This window comes from Knoellia aerolata DSM 18566, assembly GCF_000768695.1.
Lineage (GTDB): Bacteria > Actinomycetota > Actinomycetes > Actinomycetales > Dermatophilaceae > Knoellia > Knoellia aerolata.
The window spans coordinates 20,800-44,437 of sequence record NZ_AVPL01000020.1; the positions used below are offsets into that span (position 1 = coordinate 20,800).

At 71.6% G+C, this 23,638-nt stretch carries 18 protein-coding genes; 17 read left to right on the forward strand and 1 reads right to left on the reverse strand.

Annotation, left to right across the window (positions count from 1 at the left end; genetic code table 11):
• From N801_RS09315 to N801_RS19710, 17 genes are all read left to right on the forward strand, one after another.
• Positions 1 to 729 (forward strand): Pvc16 family protein, encoded by a 729-nt coding sequence (locus N801_RS09315; RefSeq protein WP_084108580.1) that lies wholly within the window; start codon positions 1 to 3, stop codon positions 727 to 729.
• Positions 726 to 2,756 carry an AAA family ATPase gene (locus N801_RS09320; protein WP_035936737.1) on the forward strand — a complete coding sequence of 677 codons (2,031 nt, stop codon included), beginning with the start codon at positions 726 to 728 and terminating at the stop codon, positions 2,754 to 2,756. The genes N801_RS09315 and N801_RS09320 overlap by 4 nt, the downstream gene beginning before the upstream one ends.
• 171 nt (positions 2,757 to 2,927) lie before the next feature.
• On the forward strand, positions 2,928 to 3,611 hold the full coding sequence (locus N801_RS09325) for an eCIS core domain-containing protein (protein ID WP_245618331.1): 684 nt from the start codon (positions 2,928 to 2,930) through the stop codon (positions 3,609 to 3,611).
• A gap of 37 nt (positions 3,612 to 3,648) precedes the next feature.
• Positions 3,649 to 7,539, forward strand: coding sequence for a phage tail protein (locus N801_RS19705; RefSeq protein WP_052112799.1), 3,891 nt, complete (start codon positions 3,649 to 3,651; stop codon positions 7,537 to 7,539).
• A 310-nt stretch (positions 7,540 to 7,849) separates the two neighbouring features.
• Entirely contained in the window at positions 7,850 to 9,427 is a 1,578-nt protein-coding gene (locus N801_RS09335) for a phage tail sheath family protein (protein ID WP_035936744.1), read from the forward strand.
• Between the two features lie 31 nt (positions 9,428 to 9,458).
• Positions 9,459 to 9,905, forward strand: coding sequence for a phage tail protein (locus tag N801_RS09340; RefSeq protein ID WP_035936747.1), 447 nt, complete (start codon positions 9,459 to 9,461; stop codon positions 9,903 to 9,905).
• A complete protein-coding gene (locus tag N801_RS09345) occupies positions 9,905 to 10,366 on the forward strand; it encodes a hypothetical protein (RefSeq protein WP_035936750.1) in 462 nt (153 codons plus the stop codon). Before N801_RS09340 ends, N801_RS09345 begins: the two co-directional genes overlap by 1 nt.
• Positions 10,363 to 10,521 carry a DUF6760 family protein gene (locus N801_RS21015; protein WP_169744239.1) on the forward strand — a complete coding sequence of 53 codons (159 nt, stop codon included), beginning with the start codon at positions 10,363 to 10,365 and terminating at the stop codon, positions 10,519 to 10,521. Before N801_RS09345 ends, N801_RS21015 begins: the two co-directional genes overlap by 4 nt.
• A gap of 3 nt (positions 10,522 to 10,524) precedes the next feature.
• Positions 10,525 to 13,086: a hypothetical protein gene (locus N801_RS09350; RefSeq protein WP_035936753.1), complete on the forward strand. Its 2,562-nt coding sequence runs from the start codon at positions 10,525 to 10,527 to the stop codon at positions 13,084 to 13,086.
• A 12-nt stretch (positions 13,087 to 13,098) separates the two neighbouring features.
• Complete coding sequence (locus tag N801_RS09355) at positions 13,099 to 13,569, forward strand: phage tail protein (protein WP_052112800.1); 471 nt, start codon at positions 13,099 to 13,101, stop codon at positions 13,567 to 13,569.
• A gap of 6 nt (positions 13,570 to 13,575) precedes the next feature.
• On the forward strand, positions 13,576 to 14,340 hold the full coding sequence (locus N801_RS09360) for a CIS tube protein (protein WP_035936755.1): 765 nt from the start codon (positions 13,576 to 13,578) through the stop codon (positions 14,338 to 14,340).
• Positions 14,330 to 16,180: a VgrG-related protein gene (locus N801_RS09365; RefSeq protein ID WP_052112801.1), complete on the forward strand. Its 1,851-nt coding sequence runs from the start codon at positions 14,330 to 14,332 to the stop codon at positions 16,178 to 16,180. The genes N801_RS09360 and N801_RS09365 overlap by 11 nt, the downstream gene beginning before the upstream one ends.
• A 61-nt stretch (positions 16,181 to 16,241) precedes the next feature.
• Entirely contained in the window at positions 16,242 to 16,538 is a 297-nt protein-coding gene (locus tag N801_RS09370) for a PAAR domain-containing protein (RefSeq protein WP_245618332.1), read from the forward strand.
• Position 16,539: 1 nt separating this feature from the next.
• Positions 16,540 to 16,950: a GPW/gp25 family protein gene (locus N801_RS09375; protein WP_035936759.1), complete on the forward strand. Its 411-nt coding sequence runs from the start codon at positions 16,540 to 16,542 to the stop codon at positions 16,948 to 16,950.
• Positions 16,950 to 18,890 carry a putative baseplate assembly protein gene (locus tag N801_RS09380; RefSeq protein ID WP_035936761.1) on the forward strand — a complete coding sequence of 647 codons (1,941 nt, stop codon included), beginning with the start codon at positions 16,950 to 16,952 and terminating at the stop codon, positions 18,888 to 18,890. Before N801_RS09375 ends, N801_RS09380 begins: the two co-directional genes overlap by 1 nt.
• A complete protein-coding gene (locus tag N801_RS09385; protein ID WP_052112802.1) occupies positions 18,887 to 19,432 on the forward strand; it encodes a phage tail protein in 546 nt (181 codons plus the stop codon). The genes N801_RS09380 and N801_RS09385 overlap by 4 nt, the downstream gene beginning before the upstream one ends.
• A complete protein-coding gene (locus tag N801_RS19710) occupies positions 19,429 to 20,652 on the forward strand; it encodes a zinc ribbon domain-containing protein (protein WP_052112803.1) in 1,224 nt (407 codons plus the stop codon). Before N801_RS09385 ends, N801_RS19710 begins: the two co-directional genes overlap by 4 nt.
• Here the strand turns inward: N801_RS19710 and N801_RS09395 are convergent.
• The gene (locus tag N801_RS09395; RefSeq protein WP_156996659.1) at positions 20,639 to 23,461 is read right to left on the reverse strand and encodes an AfsR/SARP family transcriptional regulator; all 2,823 of its coding nucleotides are present in this window, start codon (positions 23,459 to 23,461) and stop codon (positions 20,639 to 20,641) included. The two genes, N801_RS19710 and N801_RS09395, sit on opposite strands and share 14 nt — an antisense overlap.
• Positions 23,462 to 23,638: the final 177 nt, after the last annotated feature.

Genomic DNA, 23,638 nt, shown 5'->3' on the forward strand with positions numbered 1-23,638 from the left:
ATGATCTCCGCGATCGACGAGGCCCTGCGCGGCCTCATCCGCTCCGACGTCCTCGACGGCTCCGACGTGGAGGTCGTCCTCGACGCGCCGACCAAGGACTGGGCGGCCCGGCGCAACGCCCCGACGATCGACGTCTACCTCTACGACATCCGTGAGGACCTCCGGCGGCGCGAGCGGGGTTGGGTCGACGTTCGCGGGCCGGACGGGTCGGTCGTCCGGAGGCGGCCGGCGCCCCGGCACTTCAAGATGTCCTACCTCGTCACCGCGTGGACACAGCGGCCCGAGGACGAGCACCGGCTCCTGTCGTCCCTGCTGCGCTGCTTCCTCAAGTACGACGCGCTCCCCCCGGAGCTCGTCGTCGGGCCCATCGCCGAGGCGGGCCTCCCGGTGCCCGTCTCGGTCGGTCTGCCGCCACCCGAGGATCGTGGCTTCGCGGACGTGTGGTCCTCGCTCGGCGGAGAGCTGAAGCCCTCGCTCGACCTCGTCGTCATCGCGCCGGTCGAGATCGGCATCGACTTCCCGGCCGGTCCACCGGTGCAGGAGGGTCCGATCGTCGACCTCGCCGACCGCTCCGGCGGTGGCCGGGACCCACGACGCCAGAAGCACGTCGCACCTCCACGTGGCGCGCACGGTGCCGAGGCACACGACGGGACCGGTTCTCGGCCCATCACGGTCAAGGGGGCGGCGGGGCAGCCGCCCAGGTCGCGGCCCCGGCGAGGTGCGAGATGACCGGCTCGTCGGACGTCGCCGAGCTCCTGACCCGGCTCCGAAGGCTGGAGGAGCACCTGCGAGCGCTGGTCGCGCTCAAGCGGTCCACCGACCCGGCTCCGGACGACCCGTTCCGCGGCCTCTACCTCAGCGACGACGCCATCGACCGTGTGCTCGACGGCGAGCCGGAGTCACTGCTGCGGCTCGTCGAGCGGCTCCCCGCGCGCGAGACCGTCGTCTCCGAGCCGGGGTCGACGAGCCGGCTCGAGGCCCTGGCCGCCACGTGCCGGCTGTCGCCGCTCGACGTCGACCTGCTGCTCGTCGCGGTCGCCTGTGACCTCGACCCTCGCTTCGAGCAGCTCTTCGGCTACCTCAACGACGACGTGACGCGGCGGCGGCCCTCGGTCGCCGTCGCCTTGGCCGTGTGCGGCGTGGCGCTTGCCTCCGTGGCGGGTCGTGAGCGGCTCTCGTGCGGTCCGCTCATCACGTGTGGGCTCGTCGTGGTCGAGGACCTCGACCGACCGTTCCCCGGCCGGGCCCTCAGGGTGCCCGACCGCGTCCTCGCCCACCTTCTCGGCATCGACGTCCCCGACGAGCTGGTGGCCCAGATCCTGCGTCCTGTGCCGGAGGTCGACTGGGGGGACGGCACCGAGCTGGCCGACGCCCTGGCGATGGGCACGAAGCTCGTCTACCTGCGAGAGCCACCGACCGGCTCGGGCATGCTCGTGGCCGCGAACGCCCTCGCACGTCTGGGGCTCCGCTCGGTGTGTGTCGACCTCGAGGCCCTCGGCCGCCATTCCGATGCCGCGGCGGCAGCACGTTGTGTGGCCCGCGAGGCCCGCCTGACCCGCGCGGGTGTGCTCGCCGGGCCCGTGTCGGAGAAAGGGATGAGTGCCGAGTTGCTCTCCGCCCTCAGCCCTCTTCCGCTGCCTGTGCTGCTCGTGGGTTCGTGCTCGTGGGACCCCGCCTGGTCAGCGGCAGTGCCGCTGCTCGTCGACGTGCCGAAGAGCACCCTGTCCGAGCGTGGATCCCTGTGGCGCGAGGTCCTGGCCGACGCCGATGTCGACTTCGACGCCGGCGACGCCACGTCTCAGTTCCTCATGCGCCCGACCCAGGTCGCGCGTGCGGCGGAGGCAGCGAGGCTCCAGGCCCGGATCGCCGACGACCGCCGGGTCACCGTCGAGCACGTGCGAGCCGGTGCCCGGGGAGAGAACGGCAGCGCCCTGCAGCGACTCGCACGCCGTGTCGAGCCGGCCGTCGGCTGGACCGACCTCGCCCTGCCGGTGTCGACGATGACTGCGCTGCAGGAGGTCGCGGCCCGCGCCCGCCACCGCGAGCGCGTTCTCGGCGACTGGGCGATGCGCCCGGGAGGCGGGCGGGGGTTCGGTGTCGCGGCCCTCTTCGCCGGGGACTCGGGGACGGGCAAGACGATGTCCGCCGAGGTCGTCGCGGGTGAGCTGGGGCTCGATCTCTACGTCGTGGACCTCGCCACGGTGGTCGACAAGTACGTCGGGGAGACCGAGAAGAACCTCGACCGGATCTTCGACGCGGCAGCCGGCGTCAACGGGGTGCTCCTCTTCGACGAAGCCGACGCCGTGTTCGGGAAACGCTCGGAGGTCAAGGACGCCCATGACCGCTACGCGAACGTCGAGAGCGCGTTCCTGCTGCAGCGCATGGAGAGCTTCGACGGCCTCGCGATCCTCGCGACCAACCTCCGCGCCAACATCGACGAGGCCTTCACCCGTCGCCTCGACGTGATCGTCGACTTCCCGATGCCCGACGCGGGCCAACGACTGGTCCTCTGGCGCAACTGCCTGCGCCCCCTGCCACAGTCGGAGTCCCTCGATCTCGAGTTCTGCTCGGAGTCGTTCGAACTGAGCGGCGGGGGGATCCGCTCGGCCGCGGTCACTGCGGCCTACCTCGCGGCGAACGCCGACTCGCCGGTGACGATGGCCCAGGTGGTCATGGCGGTCCAGCGGGAGTACCGCAAGCTGGGGCGGCTCTGCGTCGAGCAGGAGTTCGGCCGCTACCACGCCATGCTCGCCTGAGTGCCCGGAAGGGCAGGGTTCGATGCCCCATGAGCCGCTCGGTCCGCCGGTCCGTGCAGCGAGGGGTGGGGGCATCGTGGACCGAGACCCATCGACGAGGAGGGGACCGCGATGCACGCCCACGACCACGAAGCGGACCACGACAGCCTTCGACCCAGGTCCAGGCGCGAGGTGGGCGCCACGGACGCGACGCTTCTGCGAGCCGCCGCGGCGGGGCGGCCCGAGGTGCTCGGCAGCCAGGGACTGCTGCGTCTTCAACGGATCGTCGGCAACGACGCGGTCCAGCGCGTGGCGGAGACCGAGGAGAACCCGGTGAGCGCCGTGCTGGGGAAGGGCGGAGGTATGCCGCTCGGCGGGCCCGTGCGCGAAGACATGGAGCGGCGCTTCGGCACGGACTTCGCCGATGTGCGCGTTCACAACGGCGAGGATGCGCACGCCTCCGCCAAGGCGGTGAACGCCCACGCCTACACGGTCGGTTCCAACATCGTCTTCCAGCGAGGCACCTACGACCCGTCGTCCCCGTCGGGCCGGACGATGCTGGCCCACGAGCTGACCCACGTCGTGCAGCAGCGGTCCGGGCCGGTGGACGGGACCGCGACGGGCGCCGGCATCAGGGTGAGCGACCCCGGGGACCGGTTCGAGCGGGAGGCGGCCGCCAACGCCGAGCGGATCGTCGCGATGTCGACGCCGACTGCGACGGCCGCGACAGTCGCGGCGACCGCGACGGCACCCGCAGTCCAACGACTCGACGCGACGGTGCAGCGCGAGGGCGACGACGAGGAGGAGGTCCAGCGCTCCGTCGAGCCCGACCGCCCCCTGCAGCGCGACGAGGCCGAGGACGAGGAGAGCGGCTGAGCCGGCGCGGAGCGGTCCGCAGAGGACTCTGAGGGCCATGACCTCGGCGCCGATCCCCGCCCTCCGGGAGGCGAGACGACGGACCCGCACCCCGGGGCCGACGCCGGCAGCGGCGCCCGCCCCGTCGGCCGCGATGCCGCGGCACGCCCTGCTCGCGCTGCAGCGAAGCGCCGGGAACGCAGCCGTCACGGCCCTGCTCGCGGCCAAGGGTCGCCCGGGTGGCAGCGAGAGGGCCGAGTTGCTCGATGCCGCGATCGGTCAGGCCAGACGGGACGACCCGGACCTTCGGGTACTCGAGGACGGCCTGCGACTGGCCAAGTCCGTCGGCGTCCCCGTCGACATCGACGGCGCAGACAGGAAGCCGCCGGCCTCGGCGCTCGCTGTCACCAAGACCGGCTTCGGTCCGGCCGCGGTAGCGCCGAAGAAGCCCACACCCCCGGCCAAGCCCGTTCCGCCGAAGTCACCGCTGGCCAAGGGAGGCCGGGCCAGACCAGCGACCCGCAGGCCCGGCGGGGGCGGCGCCCCGACAGTGAAGCCCGGCGGAGGCGGGTCGGTGGCAGCGCCCATGGCCAACGGCCCGGTCGACGTGCTCGCGCCCCCGGTCGCCCCCAGTCGGCTCCGGCCGCAGGACGATCCCGCGTTCAAGGCTGTCACCGGCGCCGTCGGGGGATATGCGAAGGCGAAGCGGGCCCACCCCCCGGCGGCGAGCAAGGCCAAGGAGGCCCAGGACGCCGCACTGCCCCCCGCCAACGACGCCTCGAGCCAGGCCGAGGCCGCCAAGCTCGACACGATGGACGCTCAGCCCGCCGGCTCCTTCGACAAGAAGGCCTTCATCGCCGCCGTCAAGGCCGCCATCGAGGCCAAGGCCCCCAAGAGCCTCGAGCAGGCCGACGAGTACAAGAAGTCCGGACAGGCCGGCGAGGTCAAGGGCGAGGTCAAGGGCCTCGTCAGCGGCAACAAGCAGCAGTCGGCCGAGGCGATCGAGACGGCGACGACGACGCCCCCGGACTCGTCGAAGGCCGTGGCGAAACCGGTCGCCCCGATGACGCCGGAGGACCCCGGGCAGGCCGCGAGCATCCCTGCGGGCGGAGCGGTGCCCAAGCCCGCTCCTGCCGAGCAACTCAACCTCGAGGCGGGGAAGCGCCAGGCCACCTCGGAGCTCGACGAGGCGGGGGTCTCGCAGGAGCAGCTCGCGCAGTCGAACGAGCCGGAGTTCACCGGCGCGCTCGCGGCGAAGCAGGAGGCGGCCGCGCATGCGGACACCGGTCCGGCGCAGTTCCGCCAGGCCGAGGCGGCGACGCTGACCCAGGCCCGAGCGGGAGCGGATGCGGAGACGAAGACCGCCGTGGCCGGCATACAGGCGGCCAAGGGGACCGCCCTCGCCCAGGTCACCGGCAGCAAGGCTGCGACGAAGTCGAAGGACGAGTCCAAGCGCGCCGAGGTGGCTGCGCACGTCCAGGCGATCTTCGCCGGCGCCGAGTCGGAGGTGAAGAAGATCCTCGACGGGATCGACGCGAAGGTCGACAAGGCGTTCGAGCAGGGTGAGCGGGGCGCCCGTGCCACGTTCGAGGCGTTCGTCGAGGCGAAGATGTCGGCCTACAAGCGCGACCGCTACGGCGGCTGGCTCGGCGGGCTGAAGTGGGCCAAGGACAAGCTCGTCGGGATGCCGTCCGCCGTCAACGAGTTCTTCGAGGCGGGCCGCGAGCTCTACCTCAAGGAGATGGAAGGGGTCATCTCGGGCGTCGCCGACATCGTCGCCACCGACCTGGGTGCGGCGAAGGCGCGCATCGCCAAGGGCAAGGCCGATGTCGCGGCCTACGTGAAGACGCTCGGTCCGGATCTGGCGAAGGTCGGCGCCGAGGCGGCGGAGCAGGTGGCGGACCAGTTCGGCAAGCTCGAGTCCGACGTCGACGACAAGCAGAACGGGCTGGTCGACAGCCTCGCGAGCAAGTACGTCGAGGCGCGGAAGGGGCTCGACGACCGGATCGAGGCGCTGCAGGCGGAGAACAAGGGCCTGGTGGACAAGGCGATCGGCGCCATCAAGGGCGTCATCGAGACGATCCTCAAGCTCAAGGACATGCTGCTGGGCGTCCTTGCCCGGGCTGCCGCCGCCGTCGGGAAGATCATCAAGGACCCGATCGGCTTCCTCGGCAACTTCGTGCGCGCGGTCAAGACCGGAATCGTCAACTTCGGCGCCAACGTCCTCGACCACCTCAAGAAGGGCCTGCAGAAGTGGCTCTTCGGGGCGCTGTCCGAGGGCGGGATCGAACTGCCGGCGAAATTCGACCTCAAGGGCGTCGTCCAGCTCGTCCTGTCGATCCTCGGCCTCACGTGGGAGCGGGTCAAGGCCCGGATCTTCGCCAAGGTCCCCGGGCTGCAGCTGGTCTGGGACAAGGTCATCGGAGCGTTCGAGGTCCTCAAGATCCTCGTGGCCGAGGGCATCGGCGGGCTGTGGAAGTGGGTCCTGGAGAAGGCCGGTGACATCAAGGAGACGATCATGGGCCAGATCCAGGAGATGGTGGCCACCCAGATCATCAAGGCTGGCATCACCTGGCTCATCTCGATGCTCAACCCCGCCGGCGCCTTCATCAAGGCCTGCAAGATGATCTACGACGTCGTCATGTTCTTCGTCGAGAAGGCCGCCCAGATCAAGGAGTTCGTCGACTCGGTGCTGGACTCGGTCGAGTCGATCGCGGCGGGCGGCGTCGGGGCCGTGGCGGACAAGATCGAGCAGACCCTCGGCAAGCTCGTCCCGATCCTCATCGGCTTCCTCGCCTCACTGCTCGGGCTCGGCGGCATCGCGGACAAGATCAAGAAGATCATCGAGACCGTCCAAAGGCCGGTCATGAAGGTCGTCGACTGGGTCGTCGGCAAGGCCGTCGCGATGGGCAAGAAGTTCCTGGGCCTCGCCAAGAGGATCGGCGGCAAGATCAAGGCCGGCGCCAAGAAGCTCACGGCCAAGGTCAAGAGGAAGCTGGGCATCAAGGAGAAGACGCCCGAGCAGATCGCCAAGGACAAGCAGGACCGCCTCGACAAGGGAGTCGCGGCCGGTGTGGCCGCCGCGAACAAGTTCGCCGGGAAGCCCGTGGCCGGGAAGCTGCTGACTCCCGTGCTCGGAGCGATCAGGCTCCGCTACCGGATGCAGTCCTTGGTGTTGGTTCCCGAGGGCAACCACTGGTCGGTCGAAGGCGCCATCAACCCCAAGAAGAAGGGCGCGACGCAAGCAAAGCAACCTCAATACGGTCCCGCCGAAATCCAAGCCATGCAGGCCTGGCTGCTGTCATCTTCCGCGACGTACTCCCTGCCCCCGTTCCACGTCACCAGCGCCCTGGCGGAACGCATTCTGAAGGCCAGGAGCGTGGAAGTGGTGGAACGTGCGCTTCTGAAGGCGACGATTCACCACCGCGACCCATCAAAGAATGAGGCCGACATCGTGCAGGACGCCAGAGTGCGGGCTTATGGAGACCGGCCGGTTCCGGGCGCCCCCGACTACGCACGAGGACATCAGTGGCACCATCCCGAGCAACAATCTGGCCTCCGGTCCGCGATCGTAAATTACAGCCCCACCGACGATCCGACTCTTGACCTCACCGAGAAGGGGCATCACGGGACATTTAAGTCCCAAGGACAGCAGCGAGGGAAGGAAGGGACTCCTGAGCGCGCTCGTTTCCTCGGGACGCTCGGCTCGTCCGCGTCGGCCGAGGCTAACCAGCAGATCGCTGTGCTTGGGCTCGCTCGACGCAAGATGACTGAGGCGGAAAGGGAGGCTCTCGCGACCCAGGCGGTCCTGGCACATCAGGCGTACCTCTTTGGGCTGACGCCCTTAAGGGGCGCGAAGGCTGCTATCGCTGCACACGACCGAGTCACCAAGCAGCGGCGCGCTTTCGCTGTGGCAGCTCTGGCACACGCCCGAGTACTGGTTCCATGACAAGCCAGCAGCTGTGGTGACGTGCCGCAGGATCTTGCGCTGTGCCGATGACGGGGCGCGACGGTGGCCGAGGTCCACGACGGTTACGGAGGCCGGTGTGCCGCTCCCAGCCATCACCCGAATACAACAGCGCCCGCTCGCAGGGACCGCGCAGCCGTCGTCGGGGCCAGTAGCTACGCCTCATCACCGTTGCCCTGGCTGTGCCCCATGGGGCATGGCGGTCTACCCGACCTGACGGCCTGACGGACGTATCGACCGTGATCGCCCGGGAGGACTCTGGCTTGATCCTGCACGATCCCGAGGAGGCGGCATGCCGAACTACCTTTCACCCGGTGTCTACGTCGAGGAGGTCGAGGCCGGCAGCCGGCCCATCGAGGGTGTGGGCACCTCGGTCGCCGCGTTCGTCGGACTGGCGCAGAAGGGCCCGATGCACGAGCCCACGCTCGTGTCGAACTGGACCCAGTTCGCCGAGACCTTCGGTGACTTCATGCCCGGCGCGTACCTGGCCCACGCCGTCTACGGCTACATGCAGAACGGCGGGAGCAACTGCTTCGTCGTCCGCGTCGGTGGCGGGAGCACGAACGGGCACCACCCGGAAGCCATCGGCTCGAAGCCGGCGGGCAAGGCCGAGGTCCCCCCCGTGGTGGACGCCCCGCGCGCCCTGCTCGGCGGCTTCACGGTCACCGCCGCCAACGCCAAGGCGACCAAGCCGATCAGCGTCGAGGTCTCCGACGGCAAGGGTGACGACCTTCCGGCCGACGTCTTCACGCTCGCCGTCGTCGTCGACGGCAAGCCGGTCGAGACCTACGAGAACGTCTCCACCAAGGAGGGCGACGCCTACGTCGTCACCAAGGTGGCACAGTCGAAGCACATCAGGATCGAGGCGACCGCGCCGGACGCCCCGCTGGTCAGGATCGACCGCGGCGCCGTCGAGCTCGCCTCGCCCGAGCCGGAGCCTGCGGGACCGGACGCGACCGAGATGGGCGCGGGCGACTACGTCGGCGACGTCGCGCAGCGGACCGGATTCAGCGGGCTCGAGGCGGTGGACGAGGTGACGATGGTCGCCGTCCCCGACCTCGTCGCGGCTCTCGAGCAGGGCTCCATCGACCTCGAGACCTTCAAGGCCGTCCAGCTGGGCATCATCAGCCACTGCGAGCTCATGGGCGACCGCGTCGCGATCCTGGACCCGCCGCCCGGGCTCAACCCGCAGCAGATCCTCAACTGGCGGGTCAACGAGGCCGGCTACGACTCGAAGTTCGCCACCCTCTACTGGCCGTACGTCAAGGTCTTCGACCCGGCGACGGGCACCAACATCCACGTGCCACCGAGCGGCCACACGGCCGGCATCTGGGCTCGCAACGACGACACCCGGGGAGTGCACAAGGCGCCGGCCAACGAGGTGGTGCGCGGCGCGATCAGCCTGCAGACGCAGATCACCAAGGCCGAGCACGACCTGCTCAACCCGGTCGGGATCAACTGCATCCGGTCCTTCCCGGGCCGGGGGCTGCGCGTCTGGGGGGCGCGGACGCTGTCGAGCGACCCGGCCTGGCGCTACCTCAACGTCCGGCGGCTGTTCAACTACCTCGAGGAGTCGATCCTCATCGGCACGCAGTGGGTCGTCTTCGAGCCGAACGACCCGCAGCTGTGGGCTCGGGTCCGGCGCACCATCAGCGCCTTCCTCGTCAACGAGTGGCGCAAGGGCGCCCTCTTCGGGTTCACGCCCGACGAGGCGTACTTCGTCAAGTGCGACTCCGAGACCAACCCCGCCGAGGGGATCGACGCGGGCCAGGTCGTGTGCCAGGTCGGGGTCGCCCCGGTGAAGCCGGCGGAGTTCGTCATCTTCCAGCTGTCCCAGTTCTCGGGCGGCGTCAGCCTCGTCAGCGAGTAGCCGGCGACCCATCACGAAAGGACCGTGCACCATGCCACTGCCCGACGAGCTCGACTCAGCCGCCGCGAACGGCTTCCGCCTCACCATCGACGGGATCGAGGTGCCCAAGGTCATCGAGGTGTCCGGTCTCACCGCCGAGGTCGACAAGATCGAGATGAAGCAGCAGACCAAGGACGGCAAGTACATCATCCGCAACGTCATCGGCCGCCCCAAGGCCGGGCAGATCGTCGTCACCCGCGGCCTGACCGACAGCAAGGCGATCACCGACTGGCTCAAGCAGGTCATGGAGGGTGACCTCCAGGGCGTGCGCAAGACGGCCGCAGTGGAGATCACCGATTTCACCGGCGCGACGATCAAGACCCTGGAGTACAAGAACGTCTGGGTCCAGAAGGTCGAGGTGAGCACCCTCAAGGCGGGCGCCACGGAGACCGCGACCGAGAAGTTCACGCTCTGCTACGACGAGACGACGGTCGCCTGATGGCACGCTCGCGCATCAACGGCTCGCTGGCGGACCTCGGGGCGGCGACCGACCTCGACCGCCCTGCCCCGTTCGTGCCCGAGCGACCCACCCTGCGAACCCAGTTCGAGTTCGAGCTTCCTCGGGGCTTCGTCGACTCCGAGGGGGTCGTGCACCGGCACGGCGTCATGCGACTCGCCACCGCGCGCGACGAGCTGCTGCCCCTCTACGACGCCCGGGTCATGGAGAACGCGGCCTTCACGAGCGTCATCCTCCTGGCCCGGGTCATCACCTCGCTGGGGACCCTCACCTCGATCACGTCCGCGGTCATCGAGAACATGTTCGCCTCCGACGTGGCCTTCCTCCAGGACTTCTACCGGCGGATCAACACCGAGGGCCACACCCGCGCCGCGGTGACCTGCCCGCAGTGCTCGCACCGGTTCGCCGTCGACCTCTCGGGTGGGCGCCTGGGGGAATCATGACGTACGCCCCCAACCGGATCTACGAGGAGGTGGCGTACGTGGCCTTCCACTTCCACTGGCCGCTCGACGACATCCTCGACCTCGAACACGGCCAGCGTCGCCGCTACGTCGGGGAGATCGCGAACCTCAACGAGCGGATCTCCGAGGGGAGATGACGGATGCGCTGGCCGTGGAACCGTCGCCAGCCTGCCGGGGCGCCCGCGCAGGCAGTCGCGACTGCGTCGCAGCAGTCGGTGCTGGACCGCCCCACCGCGGCCTGGGCGGCACTGCCCGCACTCCAGCGCACGCTGCCCACACCGGCCCTCACGACGAACCCGGTCGAGTTCGCCACCGGCCTGGCCTCTTGGCGCAGCGCCGCCCTGACAGGCGCGCTCACGCGACAGGTGGACCCGGTCATCCCGCGGGTCGGCCCGGACCCGGACGCCTGGGGACTCGGTGGACCGACACCGGGAGCAGGCGCGACGGCGATGCCGGTGGCGGCAGGGCGGGTCCCCCCGCACCAACCACAGGTACAGCGCCGCTCCACCGAACCGTCGAGCACCTTCCCGACGACCTCGTATGCCGCAGTCCCCGCCTCCCAGCCCGCCGCGGGCTCGCCGGGGCTGACGTCCGCGCCGGACGACGGCCTCCCGCTCGTGCAGCTGACGGCCGAGTCGTTGCCGCTCGATGTCGCGCTGCCGGACGAGACCGAGCCGGTCCCCGAACCAGCGGCTCCCGAGGCCGGGGATGCTTCGCCCGTCCCGTCCGCCCCCGTCGACTCCTCCCCCGACGACACTCCGCCGTCGGTGGACGAACCTCCGCCGTCGGCGGACGCACCTCCACCGACGGTGTCCTCGCCGCTCGGGACGGCACCGGGGACGACCTCCCCCGACACCGCGGTGCAGGCACCGTCACTGCCGCGGCACTCCGTGGGGTCGGCCGAGCCGGCGCCACCGAGGCAGCCCAACGGGGGCGTTCCCGAGCGACCGTGGCCGGCCCTGCCGTCACCGACGGTGCAGCGAGCTGCGTTCTCGGTGGCACGCCAGTCGCCCGAGCCCACCCGGGAACCGTCGGGCCCGGGCCACGGCACCGACGGCCCGGGGAGCGTCGCCCCAGCACCGACGACGGGTCCGGAGCCCGCCGCCTCCGCATCGACGGCGGGTCCGGAGCCTGCCGCCTCGCGGGTAGCCGACGGGACTCCCGACGACGGGACCTTGGAGGTGCAGCGGTCCACGACGGCCGTGACTCCCACGTCCCACGACGACCTGTCCGGGGGCCGGGCGTGGGGCCCGGACCACCGGGCGGGGGAAGGGACCGCCCCTGCGTGGCTCGTCGAGCCGACCACCCGACCGGACCTCCACCCGACCCAGGAGCCGACGAAGCTCCCGACGCCGCTTCCGGTGCAGCGGGCCGTCGACCCGGTCGAGGTTCCTGTTGAGCCGGAGCAGTCCCCACCGTCGCCGTCGGGTGGGGAGGACGGCGCCGACCGGCCGGAGCCACCGCAGGACGTCGACGTCGGGACACCTGCCTCGGAGGCCGAGGTGCCTGCACCGGTGGCCGGCCCGGGCGCCCCGGCTCCGCGTCGGCCGCGGCTGGGACTCGGCGAGCCCCTGCCGTCGATGCCGGATCCCGGGCCGCCAGCGCCCCCCTCGCCCGGATCGGACGAGGCCGCAGGGACTGGCGCGGTGGTGCCTGACCCCGCGCTGCCGAGACCAGGTCACCAGCCGCTGAGCCTCCCCGTTGCCCAACGCACCGAGACCACGTCGGATGCCATGCCGGCGCCGCCGGACGAGAGTCACCGCGCGCCCATCGCCGGCCAATGGTCGGCGCCCTCACTCGCCGATGAGGCGCCACCCGTCACGCCCGACGTGACGGGCCGGGACCGCGACGACCCTGCCCCGTCCTCGGCGTGGGACGACCCAGTCACGGGCGGCTCGGCGTGGGACGACCCAGTCACGGGCGGCTCGGCGTGGGCCGCCCCGGCCTTCGGAAGTGGAACTGCGGCGGTGGTCCCGAGCGAACCCTCGGGCAGCGCCCCCGTGTCGGATTCACCCGTCGTTCGGCTCCCCGACCTCCGGGCCGTTCCGCTCACCGACCAGCGGGTCGTGCCGCTCCAGGGCCTGTTCGACCAGCCCTCGTCGAACGACTCACGCGCTGTGGGGACAGCCGCGACCGGGCTCCCGCGGACCTCGACCCCTCTTGCCGCCCGCACAGGCCGACAACCGTCGGCCTCCATCACGGCCCAGCGGGCAGCCGGCGCCGACGGTGTCTGGCTGAGCTCGCCGCAGAGGGCGAGACACGACGCCGCCCCCAGGTCGCTCGAGACCGTGCAGGCCCTGCGCATCGGCAGCCACCGAGCCAGCCCGTGGCCGCCGACCACCCAGCCGCAGGTTCCCGGCCCGGCGCCGGCCATCGGGATGCCGCTCGGGAGACCGAGCCCAGCGGCATACGACCGGGTACTGGTGCGCGACCCGGCCGAGGCGCCCTCGACAGCGGTGGGCGCTGGCAGTCCTCAACCGGATCCGGATCCAGCCGAGGTGCAGGTCGGCGCGGCGCCGAGCCCATCGAGCACCGCACCCTCCGCTCAGGCAGACGCGCCCGGCGGAGGCGCGGCGACGGCGGGCTCGGCCAGCGAGGTGGACGAGCTGGCGCGCAAGCTCTACGACCCGCTCATGCTCCGGCTCCGTGCGGAGCTGCTCGTCGAGCGGGAGCGGCGCGGGCTACGGACCGACGCATGGTGACAGGAGGATGACATGAGCGTGCTGCAGGACGTCGACACCGCACTGTCGGTGGCCTTCGTCGTCAAGCTCGACGACCAGAGCCTGGGTGCCTTCACCAGCTGCGAAGGGCTGGGCTGCGAGGTCGTGCTCGAGTCCCGCGAGGAGGGCGGCAACAACGGGTTCGTCTGGCAGCTGCCCACCAAGCTGAAGTACCCGAACATCAAGCTGTCGCGACCCCTCGGCCGCGAGACGGAGACCATCGCGAAGTGGTTCGCGAGCATGGCGACCGGCTACACGCGGGGCGCGACCGGCACCATCGAGGCGATGACTGCTGGGGGCCGGGTCATCGCGACCTGGGGGCTCATCGACGTGGTCCCGGTCCGGTGGACGGGGCCGAGCATGTCCGCCGACTCCCCGAAGGTCCTCACCGAGACGGTGGAGATCGCACACCACGGCTTCCTCGTCGCCGCCCCGGCGGCGGGGCCTCGCCCCGGGACGAACTGAGCAGCCATGCCGACCCCAGTCGCGTTCTCCGCCACCGGTTCCGGGAAGACCGGCAACACTGCGACGGGTGGTCGCCCGAAGCTCGAGCACGCCTACCTGCAGCTGCACGAGCCGTCGCCGGACGGGTCCCTCTCCAAGCCGGGCGCGCAGATCGCGAAGATCGAGTTCCAGTTCAACCCCAAGGAGCTCAGCCTGAGCAAGTCGGCCAAGTGGAGCCGCGAGACCGGGAAGGGCAACAAGAAGAGCGCTCCTCCCCAGTACCAGGGCCCCCAGCCCTCGAAGCTCACCCTCGAGATGTTCTTCGATGCCTCGGACAAGCAGGACGACAGCGTCGTCAAGCGGGTCGAGCAGCTCTTCGCCTGCTGCGTGCCGACTCCCTCGTCACACACCAAGAAGAAGGGCTCGCCACCGTGGGTCCTCTTCCGATGGGGAGGGCTCACCGGGTTCCTCGCCTACATCAGCAGCGTCACGGCGAAGTACACCGTCTTCACCTCCGGAGGCATGCCGATCCGGGCGATCTGCACGGTCCAGCTCGACGAGCTCGCCGGGGAGACGCCGGGGCAGAACCCGACCTCCGGGAGCCTGGTGCCGAGGCGCGTCCACGTTCTCGTCGACGGCGACACCCTCCCCGGCATCGCCTACCAGGAGTACGGCGATGCCTCGATGTGGCGAGCGGTCGCGCACGCCAACGACATCGACGACCCCCTGCGGCTCGCAGCGGGACGGAGCATCCTGCTCCCCGCGGGAGAGGAGCTCCCCAGTGCTGGGTGAGGAGACGAGCAGCACTCCGGTCGTGCAGATCAACGGCAGACCGCTGACGGCCGAGGTGGCCGCCAAGCTGACGAGCGCGACGGTGGACGACTCGCTCGGCGTCCCCGACATGCTCGTGCTCCGCTTCCTCGACGACGGTGCGGAGGTGCTGGGTCTGGCCGGTGTCGAGATCGGCACGCCGGTCACCCTCGCGGTGCAGCAGAGCGGTGACGGCGCCCCGACGAAGCTGTTCTCGGGTGAGGTGACGGCGATGGAGGTGGAGCTGACGACCGGCGGCACGCGCACGGTCGTCAGGGGCTACGACCTCTCACACCGGCTCTACCGAGGGCGACGGGTGGAGTCGTTCGTCAACCAGAAACCGGCTGACATCGTCCGGGCCAAGGCCGGGGGCGTCGGCCTCCAGATGGGGTCGGTGGAGGCAGCAGGGGGGGTCCTCGAGCACGTCGCCCAGGCCGGTGTGAGCGACTGGGCGCTGCTGCAGCGACTGGCGGTCCGGACGGGTGCGGTGCTCGCGGTCAAGGAGGGCAAGCTCGAGTTCCGCAGGGCGACGTCCGCCTCCACGGCCCCGGGTGGGGCCAATGCGCGACGGGATCCCCTCGTCCTCGAGAAGGGGGTGAACCTCGTCTCGCTCCGCGCCTGCGTCAGCGCCGCCGACCAGGTCCCGTCCGTCGAGGTCCGGTCGTGGGACGTCAAGCAGAAGAAGGCGATCATCGGCACCGCGACGGCCGGGACCACGAGCGCCACCGTGGACGGGCTCGACCCCGGGAAGCTGGCCAAGGTCGTCAAGGCCCCGCCGCTCGTCGAGGCACGGACGACCCAGCCCGACCAGCAAGGCTGCACGACCATGGCCACAGCGATCGCGGACCGGATCGGCGGCACGCACGCAGAGCTCGAGGGCATGGCTCGCGGGAACCCCAAGCTCCGCGCGGGCGCGGCCGTGTCCCTGGCCGGAGTCGGCAAGCCGTTCAACGGCAGCTACACCCTCACGTCGACCCGCCACGAGTTCGGAGCGGACCGCGGCTACCTCACCGCCTTCACCGTGAGCAACACCTCCGACCGGACGGCATACGGACTGGCCACGGCAGGGGGCTCCGAGGCCCGGTCAGGGCGTATGCACGGGGTCGCCGTCGGCGTCGTCAGCGACGTCAAGGACAAGGAGCGGCTCGGCCGGGTCCGCGTCACCTTTCCGGCCCTCTCCGACAACTTCGTCAGCACATGGGCGCGGACCCTCCAGCCCGGCGCCGGCAAGGGGAGGGGCTGGGTGATCCTGCCCGAGGTCGGCGACGAGGTGCTCGTGGCCTTCGGCCTCGGCGACTTCGAGGAGCCGTACGTGCTCGGCGGCCTCTACAACGGCAAGGACCTCCCCACGGTGCCCATGGACAAGCACGTCGACGGCGGCACCGGCAGCATCGTCCGGCGGGCCTTCGTGTCCCGCACCGGGATGCTCCTCGAGCTGCTCGAAGAGCCCGGCAAGGAGAGCATCACCCTGTCCACCCACGACGGCAAGCAGCGCGTCACCCTGGTGCAGAAGGCCGACGCGGCGATCGAGATCGTCAGCGAAGGACCGGTCACCGTCACCGCCAAGAAGGACGTCAAGGTCGCCACCTCCGGCGGCAACATCGCCCTCGAGTCCAGCTCCGGTGACATCACCCTCAAGGGCATGAACGTCACGATCGACGCGAAGACCGACTGCGCCATCAAGGGCGTCAACGTCAAGCTGACGGCGCAGGCGGCGGGCGAGCTCACCGGCGCCACCGTCAAGGTCGCGGGGCAGGGGACGGCCGAGCTCTCGGCGAGCGGCTCGACGACGGTCAGGGGCGCGCTCGTGAAGATCAACTAGCGGCCGACGGGCGGGATCGCCCCGGCCGATCACCAGACGGACCACCATCCGGACGAACACCATGGAGGACGGACAGATGCTCCCGGCAGCGCGGGTCACCGACCAGACGGCCCATCCCGGCGTGGTCACCGGTCCCGGCGTGCCCACCGTGCTCGTCGGCAGCCTGCCCGCAGCCGTCGTCGGGGACCTGCACACCTGTGCGTTCCCCCCGCCGGCGGTTCACCCGCCCACTCCGTTCCCCAAGGGCTCGGCGACGGTGCTCATCGGCGGTCGACCAGCGCTGCGCGTCGGCGACCTGGCCGGGTGCGGAGCCCCGATCCTGCCGCCGGGTTGCCCGACCGTCCTGATCGGGGGCTGACGTGGCCGAGGAGTTCGTGGGCCAGGGCTGGGCCTTCCCCCTGCGCGCCGACGCGACCGGGGGGATCGCTCTGGCCTCGGGGGTCCGCGAGATCGAGGAGAGCATCCGGCTCATCCTCGCAACGGCCCCCGGTGAGCGTCCGATGCGGCCCGAGTTCGGCTGCGCCGTCCACGACTACGTCTTCGCACCTGCCGACGCGAGCACAGCCGGGGACATCGCGTATGCCGTGCGCGTCGCCCTCGAGCGGTGGGAGCCGCGCATCGACCTCGAGGCGGTCGACGTCCGCTTCGACGAGGTCGACCAGGGCACCCTCCACATCGACATCCGCTACGCGCTGCTCGGCACGAACGACCCGCGCAACCTCGTCTTCCCGTTCTACGTCATCCCGCCGACCGAACGGAGTGGCTCCTGATGTCGATCCCGCTGCCGAACCTCGACGACCGCCGGTTCCAGGAGCTGGTCGACGACGCGAAGAGGATGGTCCAGCAACGATGCCCCGAGTGGACCGACCACAACGTGTCCGACCCCGGTGTCACCCTCATCGAGACCTTCGCGTACATCACCGACACCCTCCTCTACCGGCTCAACCGGGTCCCGGACAAGCTCTACCTGGCCTTCCTCGAGCTCATCGGGGTGCGCCCGCATCCGCCCACCGCGGCGAGCGTCGACGTGACCTTCTGGCTCTCTGCGGCGCAGGCCGACGACGTCGTCGTGCGCGCCGGCACGCAGGTGAGCACCGTGCGGACCGAGCACGACGACGCGACGGTCTTCGAGACCTCTCGGGACCTGGTCATCCCCGTGCGGTCGATGGCTGCCGTGGCAACCCAGTCGCGGGACGAGGAGGTCGTGCCGCGGGCGGTCGAGCTGCGTGAGGCGACGGGGTTCGCCGCGTTCTCCACGACGCCGCGACCGGGCGACGCCCTCCTCGTCGGGCTCAACGAGGCCGCGCCGGGCTGCGCCGTGTCCGTGCACCTCGACTGCGAGGTGCGGGGGGTGGGTGTCAACCCCGACCATGCGCCACTGCGCTGGGAGGCATGGACGGGCACGTCGTGGCGGGTGTGCGACACCGAACGTGACGGCACCGGCGGCCTGAACCGCCCCGGCTCCGTGATCGTCCACGTCCCCGCGGGACACGTGACGTCGGTGGTGGGTGGCGTCCGCGCCGGCTGGCTGCGCTCCGTCGTCACCGAGCCGGAGCTGGACTACCCGCCGTACGTCAGCCCACCCCTCGTGCGATCGGTCGAGGTCCAGACCGTCGGCGCGACCGTCCCGGCCGTCCACGCCGAGGAGGTCGTCGACGAGGTCGTCGGCCTCTCGGAGGGCATCCCCGGGCAGCGCTTTCCCCTGGTACGGGCGCCGGTCGTCGACGACGGTCAGCCCCTTCGTCTCGAGGTGGCGGCCGGACCCGGGTGGCAGACGTGGGAGGAGGTGGCGACCTTCGCCGACCACGGAACGGACGACCTCGTGTTCCGGGTCGACCGCGCCGCCGCCATCATCGAGCTGGCCCCGGCGGTCCGGGAGCCGGACGGGACCCTCACCCGATACGGAGCGGTGCCACCCAAGGGCGCACCGCTGAGGGTGCCGGTCTACCGCTCCGGAGGCGGCCCGCGCGGCAACGTCGCCGCCCGGGCGGTGTCGATCCTGCGAACCTCTGTCCCGCTCATCGAGCGGGTCGAGAACCGCCGGCCGGCAAGCGGGGGGACGGCGGGCGAGACCCTCGAGGAGCTGCGGGTACGTGGTCCGCTCGACCTGCGGACCAGAGACCGCGCCGTCACCGCACTCGATGTCGAGATGCTCGCCCGGCGCGCGGCCCCCTCGATCGCGCGGGTCCGCTGTGTGGCGGAGGGCGACCTCGGGGCCCGGCTCCTCGTCGTGCCGAGGGCCCCGATCGAGGCGGACGGGCGGCTCTCCTTCGAGTCACTCGTGCCTGCCGAGCCGGTGCTCGAGGCGATCGCCGGCTACCTGGACGAACGGCGCGTCGTCGGGACCCGGCTGGTCATCGAGCCGCCCAGCTACCAGGGCGTCACCGTCGTGGCGCGGATCCTCGCTCGGATCCGCCAGGACCCTGACCGGCTGCGCGCCGCGGCGCTCGCCGCCCTCTACCACCACTTCAACCCACTGACCGGGGGGCCGGACGGCGACGGGTGGCCGTTCGGGCGACCTGTGCACGCGGGTGAGGTCTACGCCGTGCTGCAGGGCCTCCCCGGCACCGAGCTCGTCGAGGACGTCAAGCTGTTCGCCGCCGATCCCACGACCGCCGAGCGCGGCGACCCCACGGACCGGATCCTCATCGACCCCCACGCCCTGATCTTCTCCTTCGGGCACCAGGTCCGGGTCACGAAGGGGGGATGACGGTGCGCGGCATGGTTCCGGGGCTCGAGACCCCCCACCCGGTCCTCCACCTCCTCCCGGGGGTCTTCCATGACGGCGACTTCACGGCGCGCTTCGTGTCGGCCTTCGACGACGCGCTGGCTCCCGTGTTCGCCACCCTCGACAACCTGACCGCCTACGTCGACCCGGAGACGGCGCCGACCGACCTGCTCGCGTTCGTCGGCGCCTGGGTGGGCGCCAGCCGTGAGGCGAGCACCGACCTGTCGACCCAGCGGGTCGCCGTCCGGGAAGCGGTCGAGGCCCACCGGCGGCGGGGAACCCCGGCAGGGCTGCGCCAGGTCCTGCGGCACCTGACCGGCGGAGAGGTCGAGGTGGCCGACTCCGGCGGCACCAGCTGGTCCCTCACGCCCGGCAGCGACCCGCCTGGAACCTTCCCTGCCCACGTCCGGATCCGCATTGCACTGGACGACCCCGAGTCGGTCGACCTCGCCGTCCTCCGGTCGGTGGTCACCGACGCGACGCCTCCCCACGTGACCCACGAGATCGAGGTGATGGGCCGATGAGTGACGCGACGACCCGTGGCAGCACGGTCATCTGTACCGAGTGCGGATCCGTCAACGAGGACGGTGCGACGTTCTGCGGCGGCTGCGGGGCGTACCTCGAGTGGGAGGGTGAGCGAATCGGCCCGGCGGAGCCGGAACCGGAGGCCGAAGCCGAGCCCGTGCCCGAGGTGCCGGAGCCGTCGAGGCCGACCCTGGTCGACCGGGTCAAGGCAGGCCTGGGCCTCGAAGCGGACGCCACCCCGGCGGCCGACAGCGGACCCGTGGATCCTGCACGGACCGAGGTCGAGGCGGCGCCTGCCGCGGTCCCGGGGGACGACCCTGGTGCGCAGCGCCGGACCGTGCCCGTCCAGCCGGCACCGGTCCGGCCTGCGCCCGCCCGACCCGTGGCCGCCCGCCAGCCGGCTGCGGTCAAGCCGGGCACGGAGGCCAGCCTGTCGGGCCGGAAGAAGCCCGCCCCCGTCGAAGAGCATCGGCCCAGGCCGGGGGAGACCATCTGCGGGCACTGCGGCGCCGGCAACACCCCGGAGCGCAAGTTCTGCCGCCGGTGTGGGAAGGACCTGGCCGGAGCGGCGGTCATGCCGCCTCCTCCGTGGTGGAGGCGGCTCTTCCAACGCCGGCCAAGGAGCATCTCGGCCGGCACCCGACCGGTCCTGAAGCGCCGGTCCCGCACCCCCCGTCGTCTCTTGGTGCTCGTCGTCCTGGCCGCAGTCCTCTACGGCCTGGTCCGCGTCGGGTGGCCCTGGGTGGGCGGGGCGGTCGAGACGGTCCGTGACCGCGTCTCCGGCAAGGAACCCCACGAGCCCACCCTGGTGGTGGCCTCGTCGACGGCTCGAGGTCGGGGTGCGACCTTGGCGCGGGACGGCAGGCTCGAGACGTCGTGGGCGCCCGCTGCCCCGGGCGACGGCATCGATGAGTATCTCGAGGCAACGTTTGACGAGCCGTTCCGGCTCGTCGCGGTGCAGATCTACAACGGGTCGTCACGGGATCGAGGCAAGTATCTCCTCACTCGCCGCCCGTCAAAGGTCGAACTGTCCATCACGAACGCCGACGGAGAGGTCGAGATCCGGGAGGAGGATCTGCGCGACGATCCCCGTCAGCAGGACATCATGATCGGCGCCGATGACGTCACGGCGGTCCGGCTGACCATCAAGAGCGCTGTCGGCGAGATCCCTGGCACCCGGGTTGCCTTGGGTGAGATGGCCTTCTTCACGCGGTCCTGACCCGGGACACGCGTTGCCCGGTCACCGCCCGTGGCTGGGCCGCGACCGGGGCGGCGTGAGCCGGACCGAGCGGCATGGTGCTGATCCCCAGTGACGCGAGCACGGCGGCATACTCCTGTTTGGCCCGTTCCGACTCCGCGGGCTCACCCGCCTGTGCGTGGGCAGCGATGAGGGTCCGCCACGAGGAGTCGCGCCACGGGTCGATCTGCACGCTGCGCTGTGCTGCGGCGACGGCGGCGGCCGAATGTTCGCGGCTGAGCTCCAGCTGGGCCAGCTGGGCTGCGGCTCCGGCGGCCAGGAGACGGTAGTGCTCCCGGACCGTGACGACCCACTCGGCCGCGCCGTCGCCCGGAAGGACCTCCCCGGCGTAGAGGCCGAGGGCGGCTCGCAGCGCCTGGCCCTGACCGGTGCGCTCGCCAGCACGTCGGCAACGGCTCGCCTCGGCGAGCAGCCGGTCGAAGCGCTGCAGGTCGGTGACCGCCTCCTCGCCGGGGGCCAGCACGTACGCCTGGCCCTGCCTGGCCAACAGCTCGCGCGAGTGGCCGGGGACGAGCGTCTCGAGGCCGCGCCTCAGGTTGGAGACCGAGACGTGCAGGTTGTGCAGGGCGGGCTGCTCTCGCAGCTCGGGCCACTGCGCCTCGACGATGACGTCTCGGTGCACGGGTGAGCCGGCCTGGACGGCGAGCATTCGCAGCACGGTCAGGGCGATCGGGCGGACCCCGGCGAGCGATCCGGCACCGTCGCGTGCGGTCACCGCGAACGTACCGAAGCACCTGAGGGCAAGCCCGCCCCACGGGCCCGCCGCGGGGTGGGCCGGAGGTGCCGCGGGGAGGGCCGCACGAGCCGACGCATCCACCGCGTCGAACGCCCCCGGCGCTGCGTGCGGTCGGATCGCGGACCTGCCTGACGATGCGCCTCCCGCTGTCACTGGCCGCGACCTGTGGGCGTCCCTGACCGCAGGGGCGGGGTCACGGCTCCAGGTCCAAGGGCGGCAGGTGAGCCCGCCCTCGCGTGCCGTGGCTTGGGCGAGGGTGAGGAGCTCGGCGCGGAGGTCGGGTTTGCTCAGCGCCAGCGCCGCGTAGGCCACGGCGAGCGGCCCGGGCGCCCCGCCGGCCTGGGCGAACGCCACGGCCGACGTCGCGACGTCGCTGTCGGGGACGTCGTCCTGGGCCGAGGCGAGCGCGAGCGCGGAGCGCGCCCACGCCTCCAGCGCAGGTGCGCCGAGCAGTCGGAAGCGCTCGCACAGCCGCTCGAGAAGGTCGGCGTCCGGTCGTCCGTGGCGGAGCAGTGCCAGCGCGACCGACGACTCGATCAGCGCCGCGCCCCAGCGGTCGCCGAGGCGTTCACGTGCGGCCGCGAGGCGGAGCACCTCGGCGCAACGCTGCGGCTCGGCGGTGCAGCACCGGGCCACGGCGTGGGCGAGCCGGCGCAACCACCGCAGCCCGTGCGTGCGCAGGTGGTCGTCCACTCGCTCCAGCTCGGTGAGACCGGACGCCGGGTCGACCAGGACGTCGAGGGCGGCCAGAGCCAGCTCGGCCATGAGCCCTCCCGGCTCGTCTGCCCCACCCGCCCCCCGGGTGAGGGCCTGCTTCGCGTGCCGCGGGCCCTGCTGGGCGAGCAGCCGCAGGGCCTCGGCCCCTGGTGACCCGGGCTCCAGCGTGACGGGGATCTGGCCGGACGTGGCCCTGCGGACCACTTCAGCGGTGACCTCCGGCCGAGCCACGAGCTGGGCCGCCTGCGACACCTCCCGGCGGGCCTCGTGCGCCCGCCCCTCGTGGAGCAGGAGGTCCGCGCGGGCCAGCGCGATGGCGGGGTGCTGCCGGCTGAGCGCGGTCGTGACGAGGTCGAGCGTGCCCGGGTTCGACGTCACGCGGGAGGGGCCGTGCCGCTCGATGAGCGCAGCGAGGCCGGGGGCATCGTTGGCGCGGCAGCGCGCGGCGCCTGCCTCCCCGAGGTCGCCGAGCTCCTCGGCGACCTCGGCAGCCCTGGCGAAGAGGTGTCGCGTCCCGTCCACACCCAGCTCGTGGACCAGCTCGGATCGGAGGTTCCTGCGCAGCGCGACGTGGTAGCGGTAGTGAGGGCCGTCCGACGAGCTCGCCGAGGCGTCAACCAGGCTGACCTTCCGGGCGATCCGGGTCAGGGTGTGGTGGCAGTCCTGCCTGCCCAGCAGCAGGTCGAGCCGCTGGGCGCTCACGCAGTCGAACGCCGCGGACCTCGCCAGCAGACGCCGCGAGCCGGCGCCGAGGGCGGACAGGACCTCACGGTCGAGGTAGCCGTGCAGCAGCCCCCCGAACGCGCCCGGCTCTGCGTCCCGGTCCTCCTCCTCGTCGCGCTCGCGCAGCCGTCGTGCCAGGTGCCAGAGTCGGAGCGACGCGGCCCATCCGTCGGTACGCTCCGCGATCGTGAGCGCCTCCTCGGCACCGAGCGCGTCGCCGTAGACATCGGCGAAGAGCCCGGTGATCTCCCAGGTACGGAAGGCCAGGTCGCGGGCGGTGACGACGACCGGGTGCGGGAACTCGTGTCTGGCCAGGTTGAAGGCCGGCATGCGGCGAGCGGCCAGGATCACCGGCACGGTGGGAGCGAGCTGCTCGATGAGCCGCACGAGGCGCCCGCGGGGACGCCTCACCTGGTCGTCCGCGACGTCGTCGATGACCACCCCGCTCAGGGCACCCGGACCACCGCAGTCCCGGATCAGCGCGTCGGCGTCCGGAAGCGCCAGCGGGGTGCACCACCGCACCGTGCCCGGACGGGCGGCGCTCCACTGCCCGAGCAGGGTCGTCTTGCCGTAGCCCACCGGGGCGACCACCACGGCGAGACCATGGGTCTCGACGCCCCCGAGGCGGCCGAGCAACCTCGGACGGGCGAGAGTCCCCGGGCCGGGCGCCGCAGCGCCGCCCTCGCGCAGATTCAAAGCCGCCCCCAAACGTCTGATGTCTGGTCGAGCAATCGGTGCAAACCGAGCCGAAACAATGTCACCTGTGGGCGA

What these genes read in the sequence shown, in the direction of transcription:
- N801_RS09385 (WP_052112802.1), top strand. Translation starts at nt 18,887, where the DNA reads ATGACGGTGCGCGGCATGGTTCCGGGGCTCGAGACCCCCCACCCGGTC.
- N801_RS21015 (WP_169744239.1), top strand. Translation starts at nt 10,363, where the DNA reads ATGACGTACGCCCCCAACCGGATCTACGAGGAGGTGGCGTACGTGGCC.
- N801_RS09340 (WP_035936747.1), top strand. Translation starts at nt 9,459, where the DNA reads ATGCCACTGCCCGACGAGCTCGACTCAGCCGCCGCGAACGGCTTCCGC.
- N801_RS09350 (WP_035936753.1), top strand. Translation starts at nt 10,525, where the DNA reads ATGCGCTGGCCGTGGAACCGTCGCCAGCCTGCCGGGGCGCCCGCGCAG.
- N801_RS09320 (WP_035936737.1), top strand. Translation starts at nt 726, where the DNA reads ATGACCGGCTCGTCGGACGTCGCCGAGCTCCTGACCCGGCTCCGAAGG.
- N801_RS09335 (WP_035936744.1), top strand. Translation starts at nt 7,850, where the DNA reads ATGCCGAACTACCTTTCACCCGGTGTCTACGTCGAGGAGGTCGAGGCC.
- N801_RS19710 (WP_052112803.1), top strand. Translation starts at nt 19,429, where the DNA reads ATGAGTGACGCGACGACCCGTGGCAGCACGGTCATCTGTACCGAGTGC.
- N801_RS19705 (WP_052112799.1), top strand. Translation starts at nt 3,649, where the DNA reads ATGACCTCGGCGCCGATCCCCGCCCTCCGGGAGGCGAGACGACGGACC.
- N801_RS09380 (WP_035936761.1), top strand. Translation starts at nt 16,950, where the DNA reads ATGTCGATCCCGCTGCCGAACCTCGACGACCGCCGGTTCCAGGAGCTG.
- N801_RS09315 (WP_084108580.1), top strand. Translation starts at nt 1, where the DNA reads ATGATCTCCGCGATCGACGAGGCCCTGCGCGGCCTCATCCGCTCCGAC.
- N801_RS09345 (WP_035936750.1), top strand. Translation starts at nt 9,905, where the DNA reads ATGGCACGCTCGCGCATCAACGGCTCGCTGGCGGACCTCGGGGCGGCG.
- N801_RS09370 (WP_245618332.1), top strand. Translation starts at nt 16,242, where the DNA reads ATGGAGGACGGACAGATGCTCCCGGCAGCGCGGGTCACCGACCAGACG.
- N801_RS09360 (WP_035936755.1), top strand. Translation starts at nt 13,576, where the DNA reads ATGCCGACCCCAGTCGCGTTCTCCGCCACCGGTTCCGGGAAGACCGGC.
- N801_RS09355 (WP_052112800.1), top strand. Translation starts at nt 13,099, where the DNA reads ATGAGCGTGCTGCAGGACGTCGACACCGCACTGTCGGTGGCCTTCGTC.